Origin of the sequence: Shewanella sp. SM101 (assembly GCF_025654465.1) — a bacterium.
Taxonomy (GTDB): Bacteria; Pseudomonadota; Gammaproteobacteria; order Enterobacterales; family Shewanellaceae; genus Shewanella; species Shewanella oncorhynchi.
In genome coordinates, this window is sequence record NZ_JAKKRH010000018.1 from 1 (window position 1) to 16,567 (window position 16,567).

19 protein-coding genes and 1 pseudogene are annotated in these 16,567 nt (G+C 45.1%); 3 read left to right on the top strand and 17 right to left on the bottom strand.

Translation table 11 applies throughout. The features are described 5' to 3' along the window. The coding region (locus L5M38_RS11460) for an integrase core domain-containing protein (RefSeq protein ID WP_263179147.1) at positions 1 to 240 on the top strand (240 nt) is incomplete at its 5' end. A gap of 3 nt (positions 241 to 243) precedes the next feature. Here L5M38_RS11460 and L5M38_RS11465 read toward each other — a convergent pair. The 13 genes and pseudogenes from L5M38_RS11465 to L5M38_RS11525 all read right to left on the bottom strand — a co-directional run bounded on the left by L5M38_RS11465 (position 244) and on the right by L5M38_RS11525 (position 10,891). Further along, positions 244 to 990, bottom strand: coding sequence for a hypothetical protein (locus L5M38_RS11465; RefSeq protein ID WP_263179148.1), 747 nt, complete (start codon positions 988 to 990; stop codon positions 244 to 246). Between the two features lie 83 nt (positions 991 to 1,073). After that, positions 1,074 to 3,707: an AAA family ATPase gene (locus L5M38_RS11470; protein WP_263179150.1), complete on the bottom strand. Its 2,634-nt coding sequence runs from the start codon at positions 3,705 to 3,707 to the stop codon at positions 1,074 to 1,076. Between the two features lie 102 nt (positions 3,708 to 3,809). Beyond that, on the bottom strand, positions 3,810 to 4,523 hold the full coding sequence (locus L5M38_RS11475; RefSeq protein WP_263179152.1) for a DCL family protein: 714 nt from the start codon (positions 4,521 to 4,523) through the stop codon (positions 3,810 to 3,812). Positions 4,524 to 5,032: 509 nt separating this feature from the next. Further along, the gene (locus L5M38_RS11480; protein WP_006082022.1) at positions 5,033 to 5,392 is read right to left on the bottom strand and encodes a hypothetical protein; all 360 of its coding nucleotides are present in this window, start codon (positions 5,390 to 5,392) and stop codon (positions 5,033 to 5,035) included. Then, the gene (locus L5M38_RS11485; protein ID WP_006082023.1) at positions 5,382 to 5,597 is read right to left on the bottom strand and encodes a helix-turn-helix transcriptional regulator; all 216 of its coding nucleotides are present in this window, start codon (positions 5,595 to 5,597) and stop codon (positions 5,382 to 5,384) included. The genes L5M38_RS11480 and L5M38_RS11485 overlap by 11 nt, the downstream gene beginning before the upstream one ends. A 60-nt stretch (positions 5,598 to 5,657) precedes the next feature. After that, the gene (locus L5M38_RS11490) at positions 5,658 to 6,926 is read right to left on the bottom strand and encodes a tyrosine-type recombinase/integrase (protein WP_263179154.1); all 1,269 of its coding nucleotides are present in this window, start codon (positions 6,924 to 6,926) and stop codon (positions 5,658 to 5,660) included. Continuing rightward, the gene (locus L5M38_RS11495) at positions 6,927 to 7,151 is read right to left on the bottom strand and encodes a hypothetical protein (RefSeq protein ID WP_012088970.1); all 225 of its coding nucleotides are present in this window, start codon (positions 7,149 to 7,151) and stop codon (positions 6,927 to 6,929) included. Next, entirely contained in the window at positions 7,141 to 7,824 is a 684-nt protein-coding gene (locus tag L5M38_RS11500) for a replication protein P (RefSeq protein WP_263179155.1), read from the bottom strand. The genes L5M38_RS11495 and L5M38_RS11500 overlap by 11 nt, the downstream gene beginning before the upstream one ends. Then, the gene (locus L5M38_RS11505; protein ID WP_263179156.1) at positions 7,821 to 8,645 is read right to left on the bottom strand and encodes a helix-turn-helix domain-containing protein; all 825 of its coding nucleotides are present in this window, start codon (positions 8,643 to 8,645) and stop codon (positions 7,821 to 7,823) included. Before L5M38_RS11505 ends, L5M38_RS11500 begins: the two co-directional genes overlap by 4 nt. 142 nt (positions 8,646 to 8,787) lie before the next feature. After that, a pseudogene (locus L5M38_RS11510) lies at positions 8,788 to 9,521 on the bottom strand (hypothetical protein). Between the two features lie 176 nt (positions 9,522 to 9,697). Then, positions 9,698 to 10,024: a hypothetical protein gene (locus L5M38_RS11515; RefSeq protein WP_006083868.1), complete on the bottom strand. Its 327-nt coding sequence runs from the start codon at positions 10,022 to 10,024 to the stop codon at positions 9,698 to 9,700. A gap of 5 nt (positions 10,025 to 10,029) precedes the next feature. After that, positions 10,030 to 10,653, bottom strand: a complete 624-nt coding sequence (locus L5M38_RS11520; protein ID WP_263179158.1) for a hypothetical protein — start codon at positions 10,651 to 10,653, stop codon at positions 10,030 to 10,032. Between the two features lie 43 nt (positions 10,654 to 10,696). Continuing rightward, positions 10,697 to 10,891 carry a Cro/CI family transcriptional regulator gene (locus L5M38_RS11525; RefSeq protein WP_263179160.1) on the bottom strand — a complete coding sequence of 65 codons (195 nt, stop codon included), beginning with the start codon at positions 10,889 to 10,891 and terminating at the stop codon, positions 10,697 to 10,699. Positions 10,892 to 10,996: 105 nt separating this feature from the next. Between L5M38_RS11525 and L5M38_RS11530 the strand changes: the two genes are divergently transcribed. Next, positions 10,997 to 11,707 carry an XRE family transcriptional regulator gene (locus tag L5M38_RS11530; RefSeq protein ID WP_263179161.1) on the top strand — a complete coding sequence of 237 codons (711 nt, stop codon included), beginning with the start codon at positions 10,997 to 10,999 and terminating at the stop codon, positions 11,705 to 11,707. Between the two features lie 193 nt (positions 11,708 to 11,900). Here L5M38_RS11530 and L5M38_RS11535 read toward each other — a convergent pair whose 3' ends face one another. The 4 genes from L5M38_RS11535 to L5M38_RS11550 all read right to left on the bottom strand — a co-directional run bounded on the left by L5M38_RS11535 (position 11,901) and on the right by L5M38_RS11550 (position 15,457). Beyond that, positions 11,901 to 12,998 carry a hypothetical protein gene (locus tag L5M38_RS11535; RefSeq protein WP_263179162.1) on the bottom strand — a complete coding sequence of 366 codons (1,098 nt, stop codon included), beginning with the start codon at positions 12,996 to 12,998 and terminating at the stop codon, positions 11,901 to 11,903. Positions 12,999 to 13,365: 367 nt separating this feature from the next. Next, positions 13,366 to 14,280, bottom strand: a complete 915-nt coding sequence (locus L5M38_RS11540) for a DUF4868 domain-containing protein (RefSeq protein ID WP_263179165.1) — start codon at positions 14,278 to 14,280, stop codon at positions 13,366 to 13,368. Further along, positions 14,280 to 14,858 (bottom strand): hypothetical protein, encoded by a 579-nt coding sequence (locus L5M38_RS11545; protein ID WP_263179167.1) that lies wholly within the window; start codon positions 14,856 to 14,858, stop codon positions 14,280 to 14,282. The genes L5M38_RS11540 and L5M38_RS11545 overlap by 1 nt, the downstream gene beginning before the upstream one ends. 125 nt (positions 14,859 to 14,983) lie before the next feature. Beyond that, on the bottom strand, positions 14,984 to 15,457 hold the full coding sequence (locus L5M38_RS11550; protein ID WP_263179169.1) for a hypothetical protein: 474 nt from the start codon (positions 15,455 to 15,457) through the stop codon (positions 14,984 to 14,986). A gap of 607 nt (positions 15,458 to 16,064) precedes the next feature. Between L5M38_RS11550 and L5M38_RS11555 the strand changes: the two genes are divergently transcribed. Further along, positions 16,065 to 16,427: a hypothetical protein gene (locus L5M38_RS11555; protein ID WP_263179171.1), complete on the top strand. Its 363-nt coding sequence runs from the start codon at positions 16,065 to 16,067 to the stop codon at positions 16,425 to 16,427. Positions 16,428 to 16,567 lie beyond the last annotated feature (140 nt).

The following is a 16,567-nucleotide window of genomic DNA, read 5'->3' on the forward strand; positions in this document are numbered from 1 at the left end:
AGTCGCCGAGGTAACTGCTGGGATAATGCGCCAATGGAGCGATTTTTCAGGAGTTTAAAAACGGAATGGGTGCCAACGCAAGGCTATAAGAGTTTTGTTGAAGCTAAACAAGATGTGACTGATTATATTATTGGCTATTACAACCAAGTCAGGCCACATCATTATAATGCAGGATTAAGCCCAAATGAATCAGAGCGAAGATTTTGGGAAGATTCTAAAGCCGTGGCCAAATTTAGTTGACCACTACAGTTGAACGAATTTTTGTACAGCACTATTAATTACAGCTATGAGTTCTGGTGAAACCTTTTTGACAAACTCAATTTGATTTTCAGACACCCTATGTATGTCCCCATGCACTGCTGGAGAACAGATAGAATAAACTTCCCGAGCAACATCACCAAGTTCAGAAGGTAGAAGCTCATTTTCGACAAGGTGATATATAATTTTTGTAAGTGGGAAGGGTCTACGTTCAGTGTTCAAATCAGACAGCCGTGCTAAATTTCTTAGACCAGACTCTATTTGATAACGAGTTTTAAACAGGTACATTATGTCAGGATCGATAGCTGTTGATTTAGTCGATTTTGCGTCATAGCCAAAACCTGCTTCTGTAGCATTAACTATCTTATCTATTTTTTGCCCCATTTCAGCTAACTTTTCATCACTAGATGGAGTACTTCCTGTACCTACCCAAAAACTAGGCTTTACATCAACAATATTGGAATTTGAGACTTCATTTCGAAGTGTATTGATTTGCCCTTGTAACTCTTGCTTCGCCTCTTCGATTTGCGCCTTGAGTTTTAACCCCAAAAATTCAAATTGGTTGAAAAATGGAACGAGACAAACAGCGATCCAAACTATAAACACAAGCATATCAGCTGTTACAGCTTTACCTAACACTAGGTCAGGAAACCTTTGCCAAAAATAGGCTCCTAACACCAATACGATGATCGCCCACCAAAAGACTTTAAAATTATTACTGAAAAAATTCACCAATATCTCCAATTCGTATAACGCCTAAAAGACCAGCGCAGCTTTGCTGCGTCCGAGTGCTTTGACTTGTTATGTGCTACTTTTTATCGCCCATTTTGAAGATCCGTTAACGCTTGATCTAATGCCCCTACAGCTTGGACAATAGTTTCAACAGCCGAGCGATCAAACTCGCCATCTCGCTGAGAATCATGAGTTCCACTATTTAGGTATCCCCATTCTATTGAGCCGCCAGCCACCCCTAATAATGCATCTAGAGCTCCCAGAGAGGAAATAATTGAATTAGACTGATTCTGATTCCTTCTCAAGGAAGAACGAATTTTATTACACTTATTATTCAATTCCCAAGGTGATCTTGGCCCACTAAGTTTAAGTTCAATACGCCCATCTCCACTTCTTGCCATCCAAGTCCATAACCGATCCGTTAGACTTTCTATAGCTGCCCGAGAGTAATAAAGAGTATCTCGTTTATCATCATTAGCAAATGCCTGCTGGGCTTTAAGAACGTAGTTCTTTGAGGGAGGGTTAGTATCAACACGTAAGTGATGATCCCCTTGATGCGGCAAGAATTTATACAGTGCTATTTCACCTGCACGTGCCACACCCAGCTCTTGTTGGATTCTATGAAGGAATTCCTCAGCGTGAGAAGTTAAGATGACCTGCTTTCCATCCAACAAACCATCTTCGAAGAATGTTCTCCAGATTCCATTTCTATGGTCATCATCAATAGCATTTACTACGTCATCAAAAATAACTAGAGAGCAGCCTTCTTCAATATTCTTTGCGAGTAGGATAGCCAACCCCAAACACTTAATGTGTCCTTCGCTAAGCAGTGTTAATGCATCATAACGAACCCCTAATTGCCCCTGAAACTCAAGTTCAATCTTCCCGTTTTCAGCAACTGGCAACCAAAGGTTTTGCAATAAGTCTACTGGTAAGTCGTCACGATTAAATGAATTGTATAGGTCGCGAGCTCTCTGCCCCAAACCTTGAAGCAATTGTGATGGTAGATTGCTTAGATATGATTGGACCTCTTGTAAAAAACCATCATATGACCTTTTAACTCTGTTATGAAATGCGACTACTTGCGCCTCAGAAGCTACAAGTTCAATCAGCTCCCTATTAGCCTCGTCAAAATTAGCAACAGTAGTTCTTGCTTCTGCAAGTTCACTTTCTGCAGTTTGTCGTATTAATTTTGCCCTCTCTATCTCGATTCGATATTCATCAAGTCTAGTTCTCTCTTCAACTAGCTGTTGGCGCTGAGCTAGTGCTTCGCGAGCCACAACATCTAATCTTTCGATTTCAGAACATAGATTTAGCAATGCATTCCAACATTTATTATTGTCATTAACCCATGTCTGAAGCCAGTGGCCAGTTGATGTTGGCGGCAAAACTGGAAGCGCATTCTCTCTTAGCATTTGAGGGCAAACTTGAGCTGCCGCATTAATTGCATTAACCATCAATTGATGTAAGTTTCGCAACGACTCACTCAATGCGTCACTATGTTCTTTTGCTTGTTCTTGCAAATCAGCTAATTCACTAAGTTGTTCAAGACCATTGACTGCGGCCTCATATGGATTTTTAACTACGGACTGGAGATTAGTGCCACATGCTGGGCAGTGATGTGGACTTGAAGCAGATAACTGGAGTACTGATTCATATAGTTGTTTATATGACACTTCGCCTGCACGACGAGCCAATTCAGTATTAATACCCTGCAATTTACTATTTATAGCGAACACTTGATTAAACGCTAATGTAAGCTGATCTGAAGTTAGGCCGTAAACAGTTGGTGACGGAGCATCAAGCAGAGATTGAACATATGGTAAGCGACCTTGCTGATCCTGACTTCCAACCAACCACAGTTTAACAACTTCATAGTTGCTTCCTGGCTGAATTCTTTCTGCAATTTGGCCTTCATTTATATTAATTTGTATAAGACGCTGCGGAAATTCCTGGATAACTTTTTCTGCACTTGCCAATGCATATCGTCTTATTGCAAGCTCTTGTGTTCGTTGACCAGTAAGATTTAGGTTCTCATCAAGAGAAGGATTAAATCCTCTAACAAAGTCGGAGAATTGGTCTATACCAAAAAGCGTAGCTATTAATTGTCTTTGATCACTTGGAGTTCTTGAAGCAATTCGAGCAAAATCATCAAGTCTGTTTTTTTCTATAAAACAAAACCTATACTTTTCTTCATTTGGCTCAAGGTTTATCGGAGGATTATTTACATTTACTATTGATATAACAGGTTGACTATATCGCCTTAGCCTTACATTGCTACAGTAAGTGTTATGGTCAATCCGCTTTACTTGGGCTTCACTTATAGAACCTAATAGCGCCGTTTCTAGAGCCTCACAAAAACTACTTTTCCCTGTCCCATTGGCACCATAGACAAGTGTAATTGGTTTACTTAAGTCAAATATCTCCTGATTCGTAAAACCTCTAAATGGCCCCACGATCAATTGATGCAGACGACCAATATTATTGCCATCTGCATTAATATTGTTAAATTCAGGTAACTCAGGCGAGGTTTCTGTAAGTTGGTTTATTGCAATCGGAGCTAATCTTGACGACCGAGCTCTGCGAGCACCACCCACCTGTGCTAAGTGTGGCAGATTTGAATATATTAGATTTGCCATTCGACGAATATCGTCATCTACAGGTCTTACAGATAGCGACTCCAAAAATCTTTGATATTCAGCGGTAACGCTGGCCATAATACTTCCTTAATAGTTCGAATATTAGTTTTTAACTGCCGATGCGGTGAAGGCACATAACATTTGAGTTAAGGCGCGCAGCGTCCCAGTGAGCGAACGACTTTAGGCCCCACTCGAGACTCCTTGATACAGAAGGCTCCACTGGACTGCCATCTTAGGCAGCTGGAGATTTCCAATTCGCGAGACAAGACGAAGGACTGCATTTGCCCGATGGTGTTCTTGCCAAGCAACTAGGAGCAAAGGATCGTTGAACACGGCAACGGTGCCACTTTTGGAGCCAACAGCGACTGTGATCGGATTAATGCCTTTGCTCTGGCAGAAATTGAACAAAAGTGAGTCAAAGGTGGTTGGCGGTGTATGGTCTACAGCACAGTTACCCCGATACAGTGCCTCTCCTGTGATGGGACACACTGAAGAACTCACGAGCTGACTGTCACGAAAGCCTCTGATCTGATCTTCGACACCGTTCCTAGCTGCACTACGAAAATCTCGCAGCCCCTGCGGAATCAGGTGTGCTGTACGAGTGCTAGGAATTAGGCGAATTGCATGGGGGAACGATATATCAATTGTGCCTCCGCCAATGCGCACAAGAACGAAGCAGCGAGTGCCCTGAATGGTGGTTTGAGTTGAAATCCCAACTACCCCACCTGCTGTCTTCTGTGTCCATTCGTCATGGTGCCTGAAGAGATCCAGCAAAAACGGCAATGCGCTGTCACTGACAAGGCTGCCATCAGGTGTTGCGGAGAGAATCTCGCGACAACGGGTCGTGACGTTTTCCTTGGTTCTGAATAATTCATCCGCGAGAACGTATGGCATGGCTCTGAAAATGCTCCTTGGGGCCTAACGATCATAACGCAACGGCACGCATTTTCCGTGTCCGTTGCTGTGGCTTGTTTTGTAAGTGACAGATTACGTAAGAAGTGCGCATAATGATGGGCTATTTAACTTCCTTGTATCTGAACTCTCCATATTCCGCCAACATAGAGAATGTTTGTTCACCACTTGAATTTGGCTGGCGTTGGCTGCGTACAAGCTCAATTCACCCGCAAAGCTATCGCTTCAAGCATGTCTAAAAAGTCATACGCAATAAATCAATTATTTATGCAGCCACTTTGTATCATTACTTAAATTTGGTCAATCTTTGTACGTCAGATTTAGCTTAAAATCACAATACAGAATCGCTTTGGGGCAAATGTGTTTGTATTTGAATGGCGAATTATTTTGCATAGGTATCTGTCTGAACCTTTGATAAAATCCAGTCAACGGGTTAGCAGTCTTGGTGGACAACCGGCTAACCCGCCAGCCCTCGTAAGAGGGCGTTCCTTCTAATTCATCCTATCTAGCAGTGCCATTTCGGCTTTTCTTAACCAGAAGATGTAGGACTTTTTGCTGTCAAATCCCATTAAAGCCCATTGCTCTTTGCACAGGTAATGGGCGCGAATGGCGCGTTTGCAGTTAATGGATAACTGCTCAACGAGGTGGTCAAAATGGGCGACGTGGGCAGGCACGTTGAGTTCGTGCTTTAAGTTGCCGCCGCCCAGCGCTTCGCCTAAGCGGTCGCAGGCACTGCGGTTTGAAAACCCCTTGCCTAACTCTTGGTACACCCAATAACGGCCCCAGCGATACAGCCCTAACCGCAACGCCTTAATGTTCATCCTCTGCTCGGGTTCATCGCTAAAGCCCATTAGCCACCTCATTTATCTTCTCAATCGAAAGCTTAAACACATCAAGGCATATCGATGTCACATCGTCATAGGGCGCAGTAGTACGGCCATTTTCCCAACGTTGGTAAGTGTTGCGGCTAATGCCGTAAATCTCAGCCACTTCGTCTTGGGTCATGCCCCGTAAACGGCGCCCTACTTTCAATACATCCGCGGCGCGATTAGCCATAAATCCTCCTGCGTGAAGTCCATAACCCACTCGTTTTATTTGTGATTGTTATTGTCATCGTCATAACCACCCCACTAACATTGGCTCGTCCGGCTCACTCGGTTCAGTGGTCGATTGGCGCATAATCTCGGGCGCCACATCATCAAACCCCAGTGTGATTAAGTGTGCGTGGTAGGCATCCAACGCCATCAACATGCCCTTATCTAAAGTGCTGTTAACGTAAGTGCGCAGCAGCAATGGCAAGGTGTGATTCAAAATCCGCTCACCCACCATGGTATCTACGCCCATGTCGGCAATAATGGTGCGGCACAGTTTTCTTAGTGCATGGGAGGTAAACGCCTTAAACCGAATCGTTTCACTCCAATACTGCGCGGTACGAATGCTCACCGGCCCCACTTCGCCTGGGAACAAAAACGCTCGCTTGCCCACATGCGTGTATTGCCACTGGGCGTAATGGGTAATGAGCTTCTTGGCAGTGGGCGTCATGGGTAAGCGATGCTCTTGGCGGTTCTTGGCATTCTCGGCGGGAATAAACCAGTAATCACCGGCAAAGTGGTCCCAACGTGCTAAGCGGGTTTCCCCAATGCGGGTACCGAACATCAGCATCAACACAAACAACATGGCCACCGGTCTTGCTGCATTCCGTAGGGCGCTGAATAACGGCCCCACGTCCGACTCGCTTAACTGCGTGCCCACCAAAGGGGGCATCTTCAAACTCATTTGCACCCGATACCCCGCCAAGCTATTGCTGTCTAACACTCGTAAATCGGCCGCAACCGATAACGCCCGCTTTAACACCTTCACCGCCGCTTTGATGTAATTGGCCGAGTAGCCCTGCGCCAACATGGGTTTGATTAAATAGCTGTCCACCGCAATAAAGTTCAGCTCATTAAGTGGTAACTCACTAAAGCAGCCGCTGAGATGTTTACTCACTAACGATTTACAGTTACTGCGCCAGCTGTTGCTTAAGGTGCGGTTGCATTCCACATGGGTTACAAACCACGCCAGTAATTGTGCTACCGTGGCAAACTCGTTGCTGATGACCGTTTGGCCCATGCTGCGTTTGGCGAGCAAACTGGGTAACTCTGCTAGAAAGGTCTTCAAGCACATCACTGGCCACACGCCCTGCTTTTGCCACACGGTTTTGCCCGCTTCGTTCATCACTAAATATACCGAGGCTTGGCGTCTATCGGTCGAGGCCCGTAACCGCACCGCCGGAAACTGCGTGTCCCGAAAGTCCCGCGTTATCCCTGCCCGCAACCAACGGCGCAATACTGCATCGTTTAACTTGCCCTGCTCTACGCCTGTTGCTATCACAATCTGCGCCATCTAGCCCTCCAACCGATATTCAAAGGTGTGATGGGTACCCGAGCGTATCCGCTTTACCCGCTGATTCATGGGCATATCCCGAAACCGCGCACTTAAGGCTGTCTCACTGTCGTGAACCCCAAAGCGGTTAAAGCTCTCTTGCTGGATTTCAAACAGGGTCCAAAACCGTTTACCTGTGATGATGCGCATCAAGCGTTCGCGCTGGGTCAGTGGTTTATTCGCCATCGTTTGCCCCCTTAAGCCCAAGGTTGGTTCGTAAATTGGCAATAATTGATTTCGCCTTGGCTGCCTCAGTGGGCCGCGTCACCGTTTCAGGCAGTGCCTTTGGCAATTCAACATCGGTCAACTCGCCACGGCTAAAGCGGCGACACAACACTGTGTAATTGCGCTCAAACGTCATCAACACATCCTTTTCAATCCCAGTCGCAAACATCCAACTGCCTGTCTCGCGCACCGCTAAACGCACCACATCATGGCTCCACGTATGCTTGTCAGGGTGATGGTAATGGCGCGTTGCCTCCTTAAACGCGGCTTCCAACTTGGGCAATCCCAAATCACAGGCCGTAGGTTGGCACCACAGCGCAAACTGGCGCGGTGTCGGCCAAAACTGCCTATCGCCCTGCTCGCGTCTGGCGCGATTCAGCCCCGCTTGCACTTGCTCGCGGCTTGTAATCCCCTGCGCCGCCAAGGTTTTAAGCCACTCAGCTTTGTGGGTCGCTTCGTCCTCAGGCCGCGGCGCACTCACCGGAAACAACACCCGCAACTTGCTAAACACGCTGTCCACAATCGCCATATCCATTGCCGTGGGCTCAGGTTGGCTCACACGCCCCTGCCCAACCAGCGGCTGGCGGATTAAGGTCTGCAGTGATTTCATGCTCGCATTTTGATTGGCAGTCATATCAAGGGGTCCTCTGGGTCATACACCGCGTAACTCCAATCCACTTGCCCAACCGCGGTTGCCATTGGTCTTGGCAACGGCGTTAGCCAATGGCGTTCGCGGATAAACTTGGTAATACCGAGCACAAACTGGCCGTTAGCGCTAAAGCCCCAACTCGCATCCTGCGCCGCAGCGTCCTTCAACCAGCTCACCGCCAGCACACAATCGGCATCGGTCAGCTTTTCTGCCTTCCACGCTTTCCACGCAGCCGAATCCGAGCCGCCTTTGCGATGGGCGGGATACGCTTTAAAAAACGCATTGAAAACCGACTTAGCACTCGTTGCTGGACAAGAGTCTTTTAAAGATTCATTGATAGGTTCAAAAGAATGACAGATTCTGGGTGCAGCTCCTGCACCCTCAGAGGGTGAATCTCCTGCACCCATGGGTGCATTTGCTGCACCCTCAAAATTGGCTAGGGGTGAATCTGCTGCACCCTCAGTATTTTCTAGGGGTGAATTTGCTGCACCCTCAGTAAAAGCTAGGGGTTGAGCAGGTTTATCACTCAGAACACACGATGAAAAGTCCAAAATATACAGGTTGGATGTATTGCGTTTATGCTCACTCTTGCGGGTAATTTTGCGCACCAGTCCGACGTCAACCAGCGCATTAATGTGGTTAATCGCCGACCGCTCGCTTATCTCGCAAGCCTGCGAAATATACTCGTAACTCGGCCAGCATTCGCCTTGGTCATTGGCGTTATCAGCCAGCTTGATCAACACCAGCTTGCGCAGTGGATTACCCACCTTGGCCTTCATCGCTTTTACCATCAATTCCATACTCATAAGTCACCCCCAAACGGAGCAACCCACAAACTCGAATTGACGCAAACCCCATGCTTCAGTAACATGATATTGCCTCTCTTAGGTATTAAGCCCGCATTCGTCGCCAAACTTTAGCGGGCTTTCTTATGTCTACTACAACGGGTCAACTGCAATGCGCCCCGTTGCCCTCCGCTCGCCTTCACTGCCAAGCAAGTAAACCTCGTGCGCCAAGTTACTGCGCAACTGGCTAAAAAAATCGCGCCGTTTAATGTGCACGTTGCGGCTAGTCACGATGGCATTCACATTAGCTGCACTCATATCAACCGCACTCGCATCACCCACGCCTACATCCTCCGCCAATAGCGCAATAGAACGTTCCGCGCGTTGTTCTTCCATCAGCAGATAATTCATAATCCAATCAATGCTCACCGTTGGCAGCAACAACTGCTTACCACTGCCCAGCAACGCCTTATCCACGATGTCGGTCGCGATAATCGCCCAACGCTCGGGGCGACTATGCTGCAATTCATCGCAGCCCCTTAACACCTCAACCATTCGGCCCACCTGCGTTCGCTTAAACAACTCCGCCGTGGTATGCCCATGAAAACAGGCAATGTCTTTGCCCATGTTCACGCCGCTTAACGCAGCCCGCTCAGAGGTTGCCGCGCTAAGCTCAGGCACATTAGGCTCAGTACTATTAGGCATGTTCGACTTAGATTTAAGCGCCATCGCCTTAAGCATTAACTGCCTTGCTTGCATCACGAGTAACGTCACTTGCGCGGTTTCCATCTCGGTTAGCGCGGCCACGGCGGGTCCATCATCACGGCTAACTTGCCCATGCACCGAACACGCGGCGCCGCCCTCCAAACAACAAATTAAACATTCAGGATCAAACATCGTTTATCCTCCTCACTGCCACTTAGGTATCAAGCCCGCGTTCGTCGCCAAACTGTTGCGGGCATCGGGATAACGGCGTTTTTTACGCGCCCAGTTATCACTTAACTGATTTGTGAACATGCCATTCACTCCTTCTTTCATTTCAACAGCTCATTCCAACAAGTCGTCTCACCAAGTCATTTCAACAACTGCCACTTATGCCCATTGGCACACACGGCGCGTTTTGAGCCCGACTTAGTTTGCTTTAAAGCCAAACCGCACTGGCCACACGGCACATCAGCCACCCGCTTAAGCATCACCGCATTAATCTGTGCGCTGTGATTCGCGCGTTTAGGCCGATAACCTAACGCCCGCGCCACTTTCACATACTCTTTCGCAATCCATTTGCCATCGGGTTCTAAGTGCAAACCGTCGCCGATCATGTCGCCCAAGCGGATCAACTGCTGGTGCAGCTCGGTCTTAGCACTGGCGATAACATTGATGTTCAGGTTCGATTGCGGCATCGCGGTCACTTCTCGGCCACAAATTGCGCCGCCTTGCCGCCATGACTCGCTAAATACGGATACGCCAGCTCTAACGCTGCCATGCTCGCTTGCGTGGTCGCCGCCGACTCTTTTAACTCACGGTGCGCCGCCACTAACTGCTCGCGCTTGGGCTCACAACCCAAATGGATCACCGCCACTTGCGCCTCGGCGTTCTCTTTGGTGAGCGATGCCGCCATATCGGCCACATGCAACACATGGCCATCATTCATACGATCAGCAATAACCGTCACCCCAGTGCAACCAAACACATCGTTGAGATACTGCACCCGCAAATGCTCGGGCAATGCCGCCACCAGTGCTTGCTCAACATGAAACAAGCGATCCGCCTGTGGATGTTGGCCCTCGTACTGGCCAAGCCAGCGGAACAGCTTTTGGGCATTAATCCGCGCATCGTTGTGCACGTCTTGCGTGATCGCAAAGCTAATGCCCTCCGCCGCCAACACCTCGCTTAGCCCGAGACGTTCAACTGCCGCAACAAAATCTATCGCCAGTGCAAAGCGCGTCATCTTGGGTAACTCCAACACCCGATGAATCGTTTTCATCAACAAATTCAAACGGCTATCTTTTTTACGTGAATTGGTTTTCATGCTAATAAGCCTCTCTCTGTTAACGTGTTAGTACGGTTCAGTGTTAAGCGGCGTGCTCAGGGCTCATTAACGGCAACTCTGTCGCCCTGAGTTCACCACCAGTTAACCGTTCGATTTGATAAGCGCGGAGTTCGGGAACGTCTACAGGCCACTTCGATATGGCGGCTTGAGACACGCCAATAGCGGCCGCGAGCTTTGCTTGTGAACCAAAGTGATCTATGGCTGCGGCTTTTTTCATAATGACTCCAAAGTGAATGAAACACAGCAACAATATAACTATGGTTAATTCAAGTCAATAACTTTGGTTAGTTGTCATATATAACCTAGGTAATATACTTAACCAATGAAAACACTTGCCCAAAACATACGTGACAGAATGGAAGCTATAGGCATGACTCAAAAAGAGTTAGCCGAACGAGCGGACATTTCTCAAGTCATGGTACATAAACTAGTCTCCGGTAAAGTTAAAACGACTGGAAAGCTGCTGAACATAGCGGCCGCTTTGCGTTGCACCGCCGAAGAGCTTCAATATGGCGAAGAAGGTGCCAAAGCAAAGGCAGCCAACAGAATTGAATCCAATGCTGAATGGGCTGGCGGATTTGAGATATGGGACAGTGATACCCCATTAGGGGAAGATGAAGTTGAAATACCGTTTTACATGGAAGTAGAGCTAGCCGCAGGAGATGGCATTCTCGATTGCCGCGAATTTAAAGGGCCAAAACTGCGTTTCACTAAGAGCACCCTCAAGCGTCAAGGTGTAAATAGTGACTATGCAGCCTGTGTCAAAGTGAACGGCAACAGTATGGAGCCCATATTACCCCACGGCTCAACAGTGGGCGTCGATACCTCGGCCACCAATGTGATCGACGGCAAAATGTACGCAGTTAACCACGATGGCATGCTGCGTATCAAAGTGCTGTATAACTTACCCGGTGGTGGTTTACGCCTGCGCAGCTACAACACTGACGAATATCCAGACGAACGCCTCGATGCCGAGCAAGTCAAACAGATAAAAGTGATCGGCAAAGTATTTTGGTATTCAGTACTGTTATAAAAAATTTAATCCCCAAAATGGCTCTTCTAACGTATTTTGGCGCAAAACCTTGTTAGACATTAGCCTAATTAGGATTAACTATTCTAGTTCCAACTTGTGCGTGTTACGTTTCACATAATGGACGCCACGACAGCGGCGCGTCCCAGTGAGCGAATTTGATATGCTTGTTAAGTTGAAGCTTTACATATAATTTTCATTTCGATGCAATTTCAAAATGTAGTTTTACTAAACGAGATACTTCATTGCCAAGCGCCTCAGCCTTTGATCTACAGTCAGCTTCAGTAGCCCAAAGCTTGGATAGAGCAGAATTGCTTGCATTTTCTTTGCTCACATTGTAATTGTGACGTAAAATTTCTCGTGTTGATGCCCCCCAAGCATTCTCCCTATCCGCATATTCATCCTCAACAGTTTTCAGTTCTTCCTTGTATGCCGAATCGATTTCATTTCTTATTTTTTTACAGGAGGTTATTACGCTATTTGGTTCTTCAACCTCTTTCCATTGACTGCTAGGATATTTCAGGACTTGAGACACTACTTCCTCTATTGATGACTTTAACTTTTCTCGTTGAGGATAATCAGAAAGCCTGTCATTAGACAAAAACTCTTCTGCGTATTGTTTTGCACAAGAAGATACCAAGTAGTTTGGGAGCTCTCTACCATGCTCTTTCCAAATTTCAACTTCTTCACGCGTGAATGGAAAGTACTCTGACCAAGCTTCATCTAATTTCCCAATGTTGTAGTATCTTACTGCAGGAAAGATATTTTTTTGCTTGGAAAATAAATTTATCATCCCACACGCTAATCTCAAATTTGAAGTAAAACTATGAAGGTTTTTGTGAAATACAGCCTTCTTTACTTCAGTTGCAGTTTTAGCTGGCTTGCCGTCAGGAAGATAATATTCATAGGTCATGAACACAGTGGCTTCTTCAATCTCACGTCTTTCATTCTCGGAACGAGCCAAATCTTTCCGAAGTTTTTGTAGATTCGTTGCCAGAGTCTTCCTCTCTTCCTGTATTTCTATAAGAATATTTTTATTTTTCTCAAGTTCCAATCTTTGATTTTCTAAAATTGCTTGAGACCTAGCAACTTCTTCGGCAAGCCGCTCCTTCTGATAAACCGGTTTTACCGTGTAGAAATACCCAAAAGCAGCAAGGATAACAAGTGCAACCTGTGATATGTGTGCTGCTTTAGCTAGTATTGATTCAGTACTTTTTTGATCAACGTCCTTTTTGCGTTCATTTCTCTGAATTGCGAGACGACGGTGAAAGGCTGGGTAATTTTTTCGTTTCATCTATTCTGCTTTGTTACCTAACGTCTTAGTATTTATGCGCTGTTCGCAGGACATAAATCGCTTATTTGCTAAATCTCAAATATGGCCGCGCCATATCCATGTAAATAAGTCTAAATAGTGCTAGAGGAATTTGCATTTTTTGATGCAGGCTCTATCGTATAGAGCAGTTTCGAATTGATAGCGTTGCTTGATTTGTAAGGGTTGCATTGAGATTTCCTTTTCATTCTAATATTCCATCATATTTTTAAGTCTAGCTGGTTCTGGCATACTTAAACATTCAACTGTATCGCAGTTAAGCTCTACGGCGGCTTAGTTCAACAACGAGCTCAGGGGAAAATTTGCCCGACAGCAGCACCTTGTTAAACGCTTAGATTTGGGTTGCATCAGGTACATCATAGGTGTTGTCAGTTATTTCACTCATGAGTCGATGATCAAGAAGAACACTGATGATAACTCTAGCCGTATTTTCACAAGGAATAATTGTATTGTTGGCTGAGTCAAAATTAATACCCCAATTTCTTGAGATATTTACCCTTTGCAAGGTTGGAATAAAATTAGGCCTACTGTAGATTCCCTTTTCCTCAATGACCGCCATACGCCGAAGCTGTATTGGATTTGTTCCAACATATTCAATAATTGGGGTTATATCAGAAAATAAACTACTAAAAACGGGAGCCTGTTGAAGACGAGTGAATACTTCTGCATATGCTGCTTTATGCTGTATTGAAGATTCAAAACCACGTTTATTTGCAATGAATGCGGTATTATTTATGACATAAAAATCAAAATTTTTCTCTATAGAAAAGCTATTGTCTTCAACTCCAGATAATTCACCATTAGCAAAAATCATGTTGATAAATTTTTTATTATATGAAGTTTTCCATGTTGAAGTTGAACGCTTTACTGCATAGACAGTTGTGCCATTTGATGTGAACTTTACTACGTAACCCTTTGCCCCTTTTAGATCTTTAGAATCTGTAATTCTGTGCTCACCCTCAAGTCTATCAACCAATATCTTTAAATTTGGAAAATTGGTGCTTGCATGTTCAATTGATAAACAGCTATTTTCGTTTGTTTGAGAGATATGTGTATAAGGAGCATGTTCAGTGATCCTCGTTATTTCTGTGTTAATAAAACCCTTTAGTTGGGTATTAAGATCGTCTTCTGTTTGTACATAAAAAGATCTAAAACGTGCGGCTGTACCGCTATCTTTAAAGATCCATAAATGTGTAGTTGAATTAGCAAAATCGAATGTTTTTAAAGATTGAAAATCAGCTGTCATTATTTTTCTCTCGCAATATAAAAATCTTGTATAGTTTGAACCTTATAGTTATTTGGAACTAAAATACCTTTTTTCAATATTCTTACAGTTCTCAATTGACCGTTGATGCTAACGTTTGCTTCATACAAATTCCAGCCAAACATTAGCAAAAGTGGGTTCATAATTATCTGCCCTGATTTGTAGGTAATTGCAAACATCCAAAGCAGGAAAACAGCAAAACCTAAGAGTTTTTCTGGTGATTCATAACTAATTCCCATGAAAGACACTACATATGGAAATACATAATTAATAATGTCATTAGGGATCGTTTTTGCACTTTCAACTTTGGCATCAAACGGAAATGAAATTTTTCTTAAGGATACATTTGAAATTACAACTGATATGCAAGTAACGGTAATAAACAGTATTGACAGATATGGATTTTCAAAAGGATTGAAAATACACTTATTTATTTCAGAGAAATCACAAAAATCATTTTTCCACCAAGACATAGGAATATCTTGCACTGCAAGAATAAGCGCTAATGGCAAATATGAGCCTATAAAAATTATGAAGGCTGATATAACTCTAAACTGCATTTCTTTTTACCAATTGATTTGCTCCGAAAGACTGGTCAGTTGTAGCGCTAAACGACCAAACATTGAGGCGGCCGCTAGGCCGTCCGGCGCCGTATGCACATACTAGTGTTTTTTGTTATGAATTTTCATCTGAACTGCAACCTCGTTTGGATAGGCTTTACTTTGTGAGATACTGATAACCAGATAATAAACCAACCCTTCTTCGCCAACTTCTCAATGTTTAAATCTTCGTCGTCTCTGTACTGTGGAACAAGCCCTATCCACTCTTGGCCAGGATAAAGCACGACAGGAAGTGGGTGTTCATCATTTGTACGAGGGAATATCGCAGCTTGGTCTACCTTATTTCGTAGCTTTGCGATGGCACCAGTGTAGTATTCCATTCCAATCGATTTTATGGTCGTTGCTCTACTTCCGTTATTTGAGACAGTGACAGTGATCCACGTCTTATCTTCTCGGAGAGGATCGCCGAACACCTTCATATTTGGAGAAAGTCGGATACCCAGTTTTGGACCGTCATTTCGCCACTTAAACACATCCCACATCAAGACTAGAGTAGCAACCGTAGCACCCCACCATGCTGCAATTTCACTCATATCCATACGAGGTTCCACCTATTTCATAATATTTTATTAATGCGCATTTACCTCATTAGACCAATAAAAACGCACACTGTTAATTAATTGTATTGCAAAGAACTTATCAGCTTTTATTCAAATACGCCATGCGGAAAAGTGCGCAAGCGCGTTTACTAAACCTACTACCTAAGCTCATATTCACACAAACAATTAATTTTAAAAGATTTTATATATTTATAACTGGGATAATGCGCACGTATATTGAATAAAAATCCCTCAAAACCACGCATTTTATATACAACTGTATACCTATTCTGTTTCGGTCACTCATGATGAAGATCTAAAAGCAGGATTAATAAATGATCATTTGAAGGACAACTACTTCATATCATTACTATTCACTAACCGAGTGCCAGTAAGCTTTAGGGAATAACAGAGCAATCAGCCTCCCCCTGCAACATGACCTAACCTAGCGCCACCATAACCCACCTTATATCAATCTCTTATTCGGTATTGCAGGTCGCCCATGAAACCATATAACTAAAATTAATCCAATTAATTAACTATAGTTATTGACCAAATAATTAACCAAGGTTATATTTTGCTTGTACCCACTACCGAGGACAAGGAAATGATTCTAGCGAAAGTTCACACCACACCTAAGCAACGCGATGAGTTTCGTCTACTGGTTGCAATACGTTTCGCCAGCTTAATGGCGCTGGCCAAGGGCCACATCGACCCGATGGATTGCCCACGAGTGCAAGCCCGTTGCAATGAGCTGGTCAAGCATTTTGCCTATCACCACCCTAGCCCTGCGTTTTACCGCCAGTTCATCCGCCACACGGGTGAACTCGGGCTCAACTTCTGCCTGCGCTTCACTGAGCCCCAACAAGGTTTGTACGGCAGGGTGATGGTGTGGCGTAACGACTCGCAAGCCGTCACTAATGTGCATCCGCTGCACACGATGACGCCAGCCGCGCCCGTCGGCCACTAACGCAGTAGAGCCGCAGAGCCGCCGCGCACATTCACGATTTAGGCTATCTAGGCAAAGCAGCCAAGGCACAGCAACCAAGGGGTGATGGTCCATATCCCGATAACGATTACGGCGACAGTTTCACCTTGTTGGAGGCATTT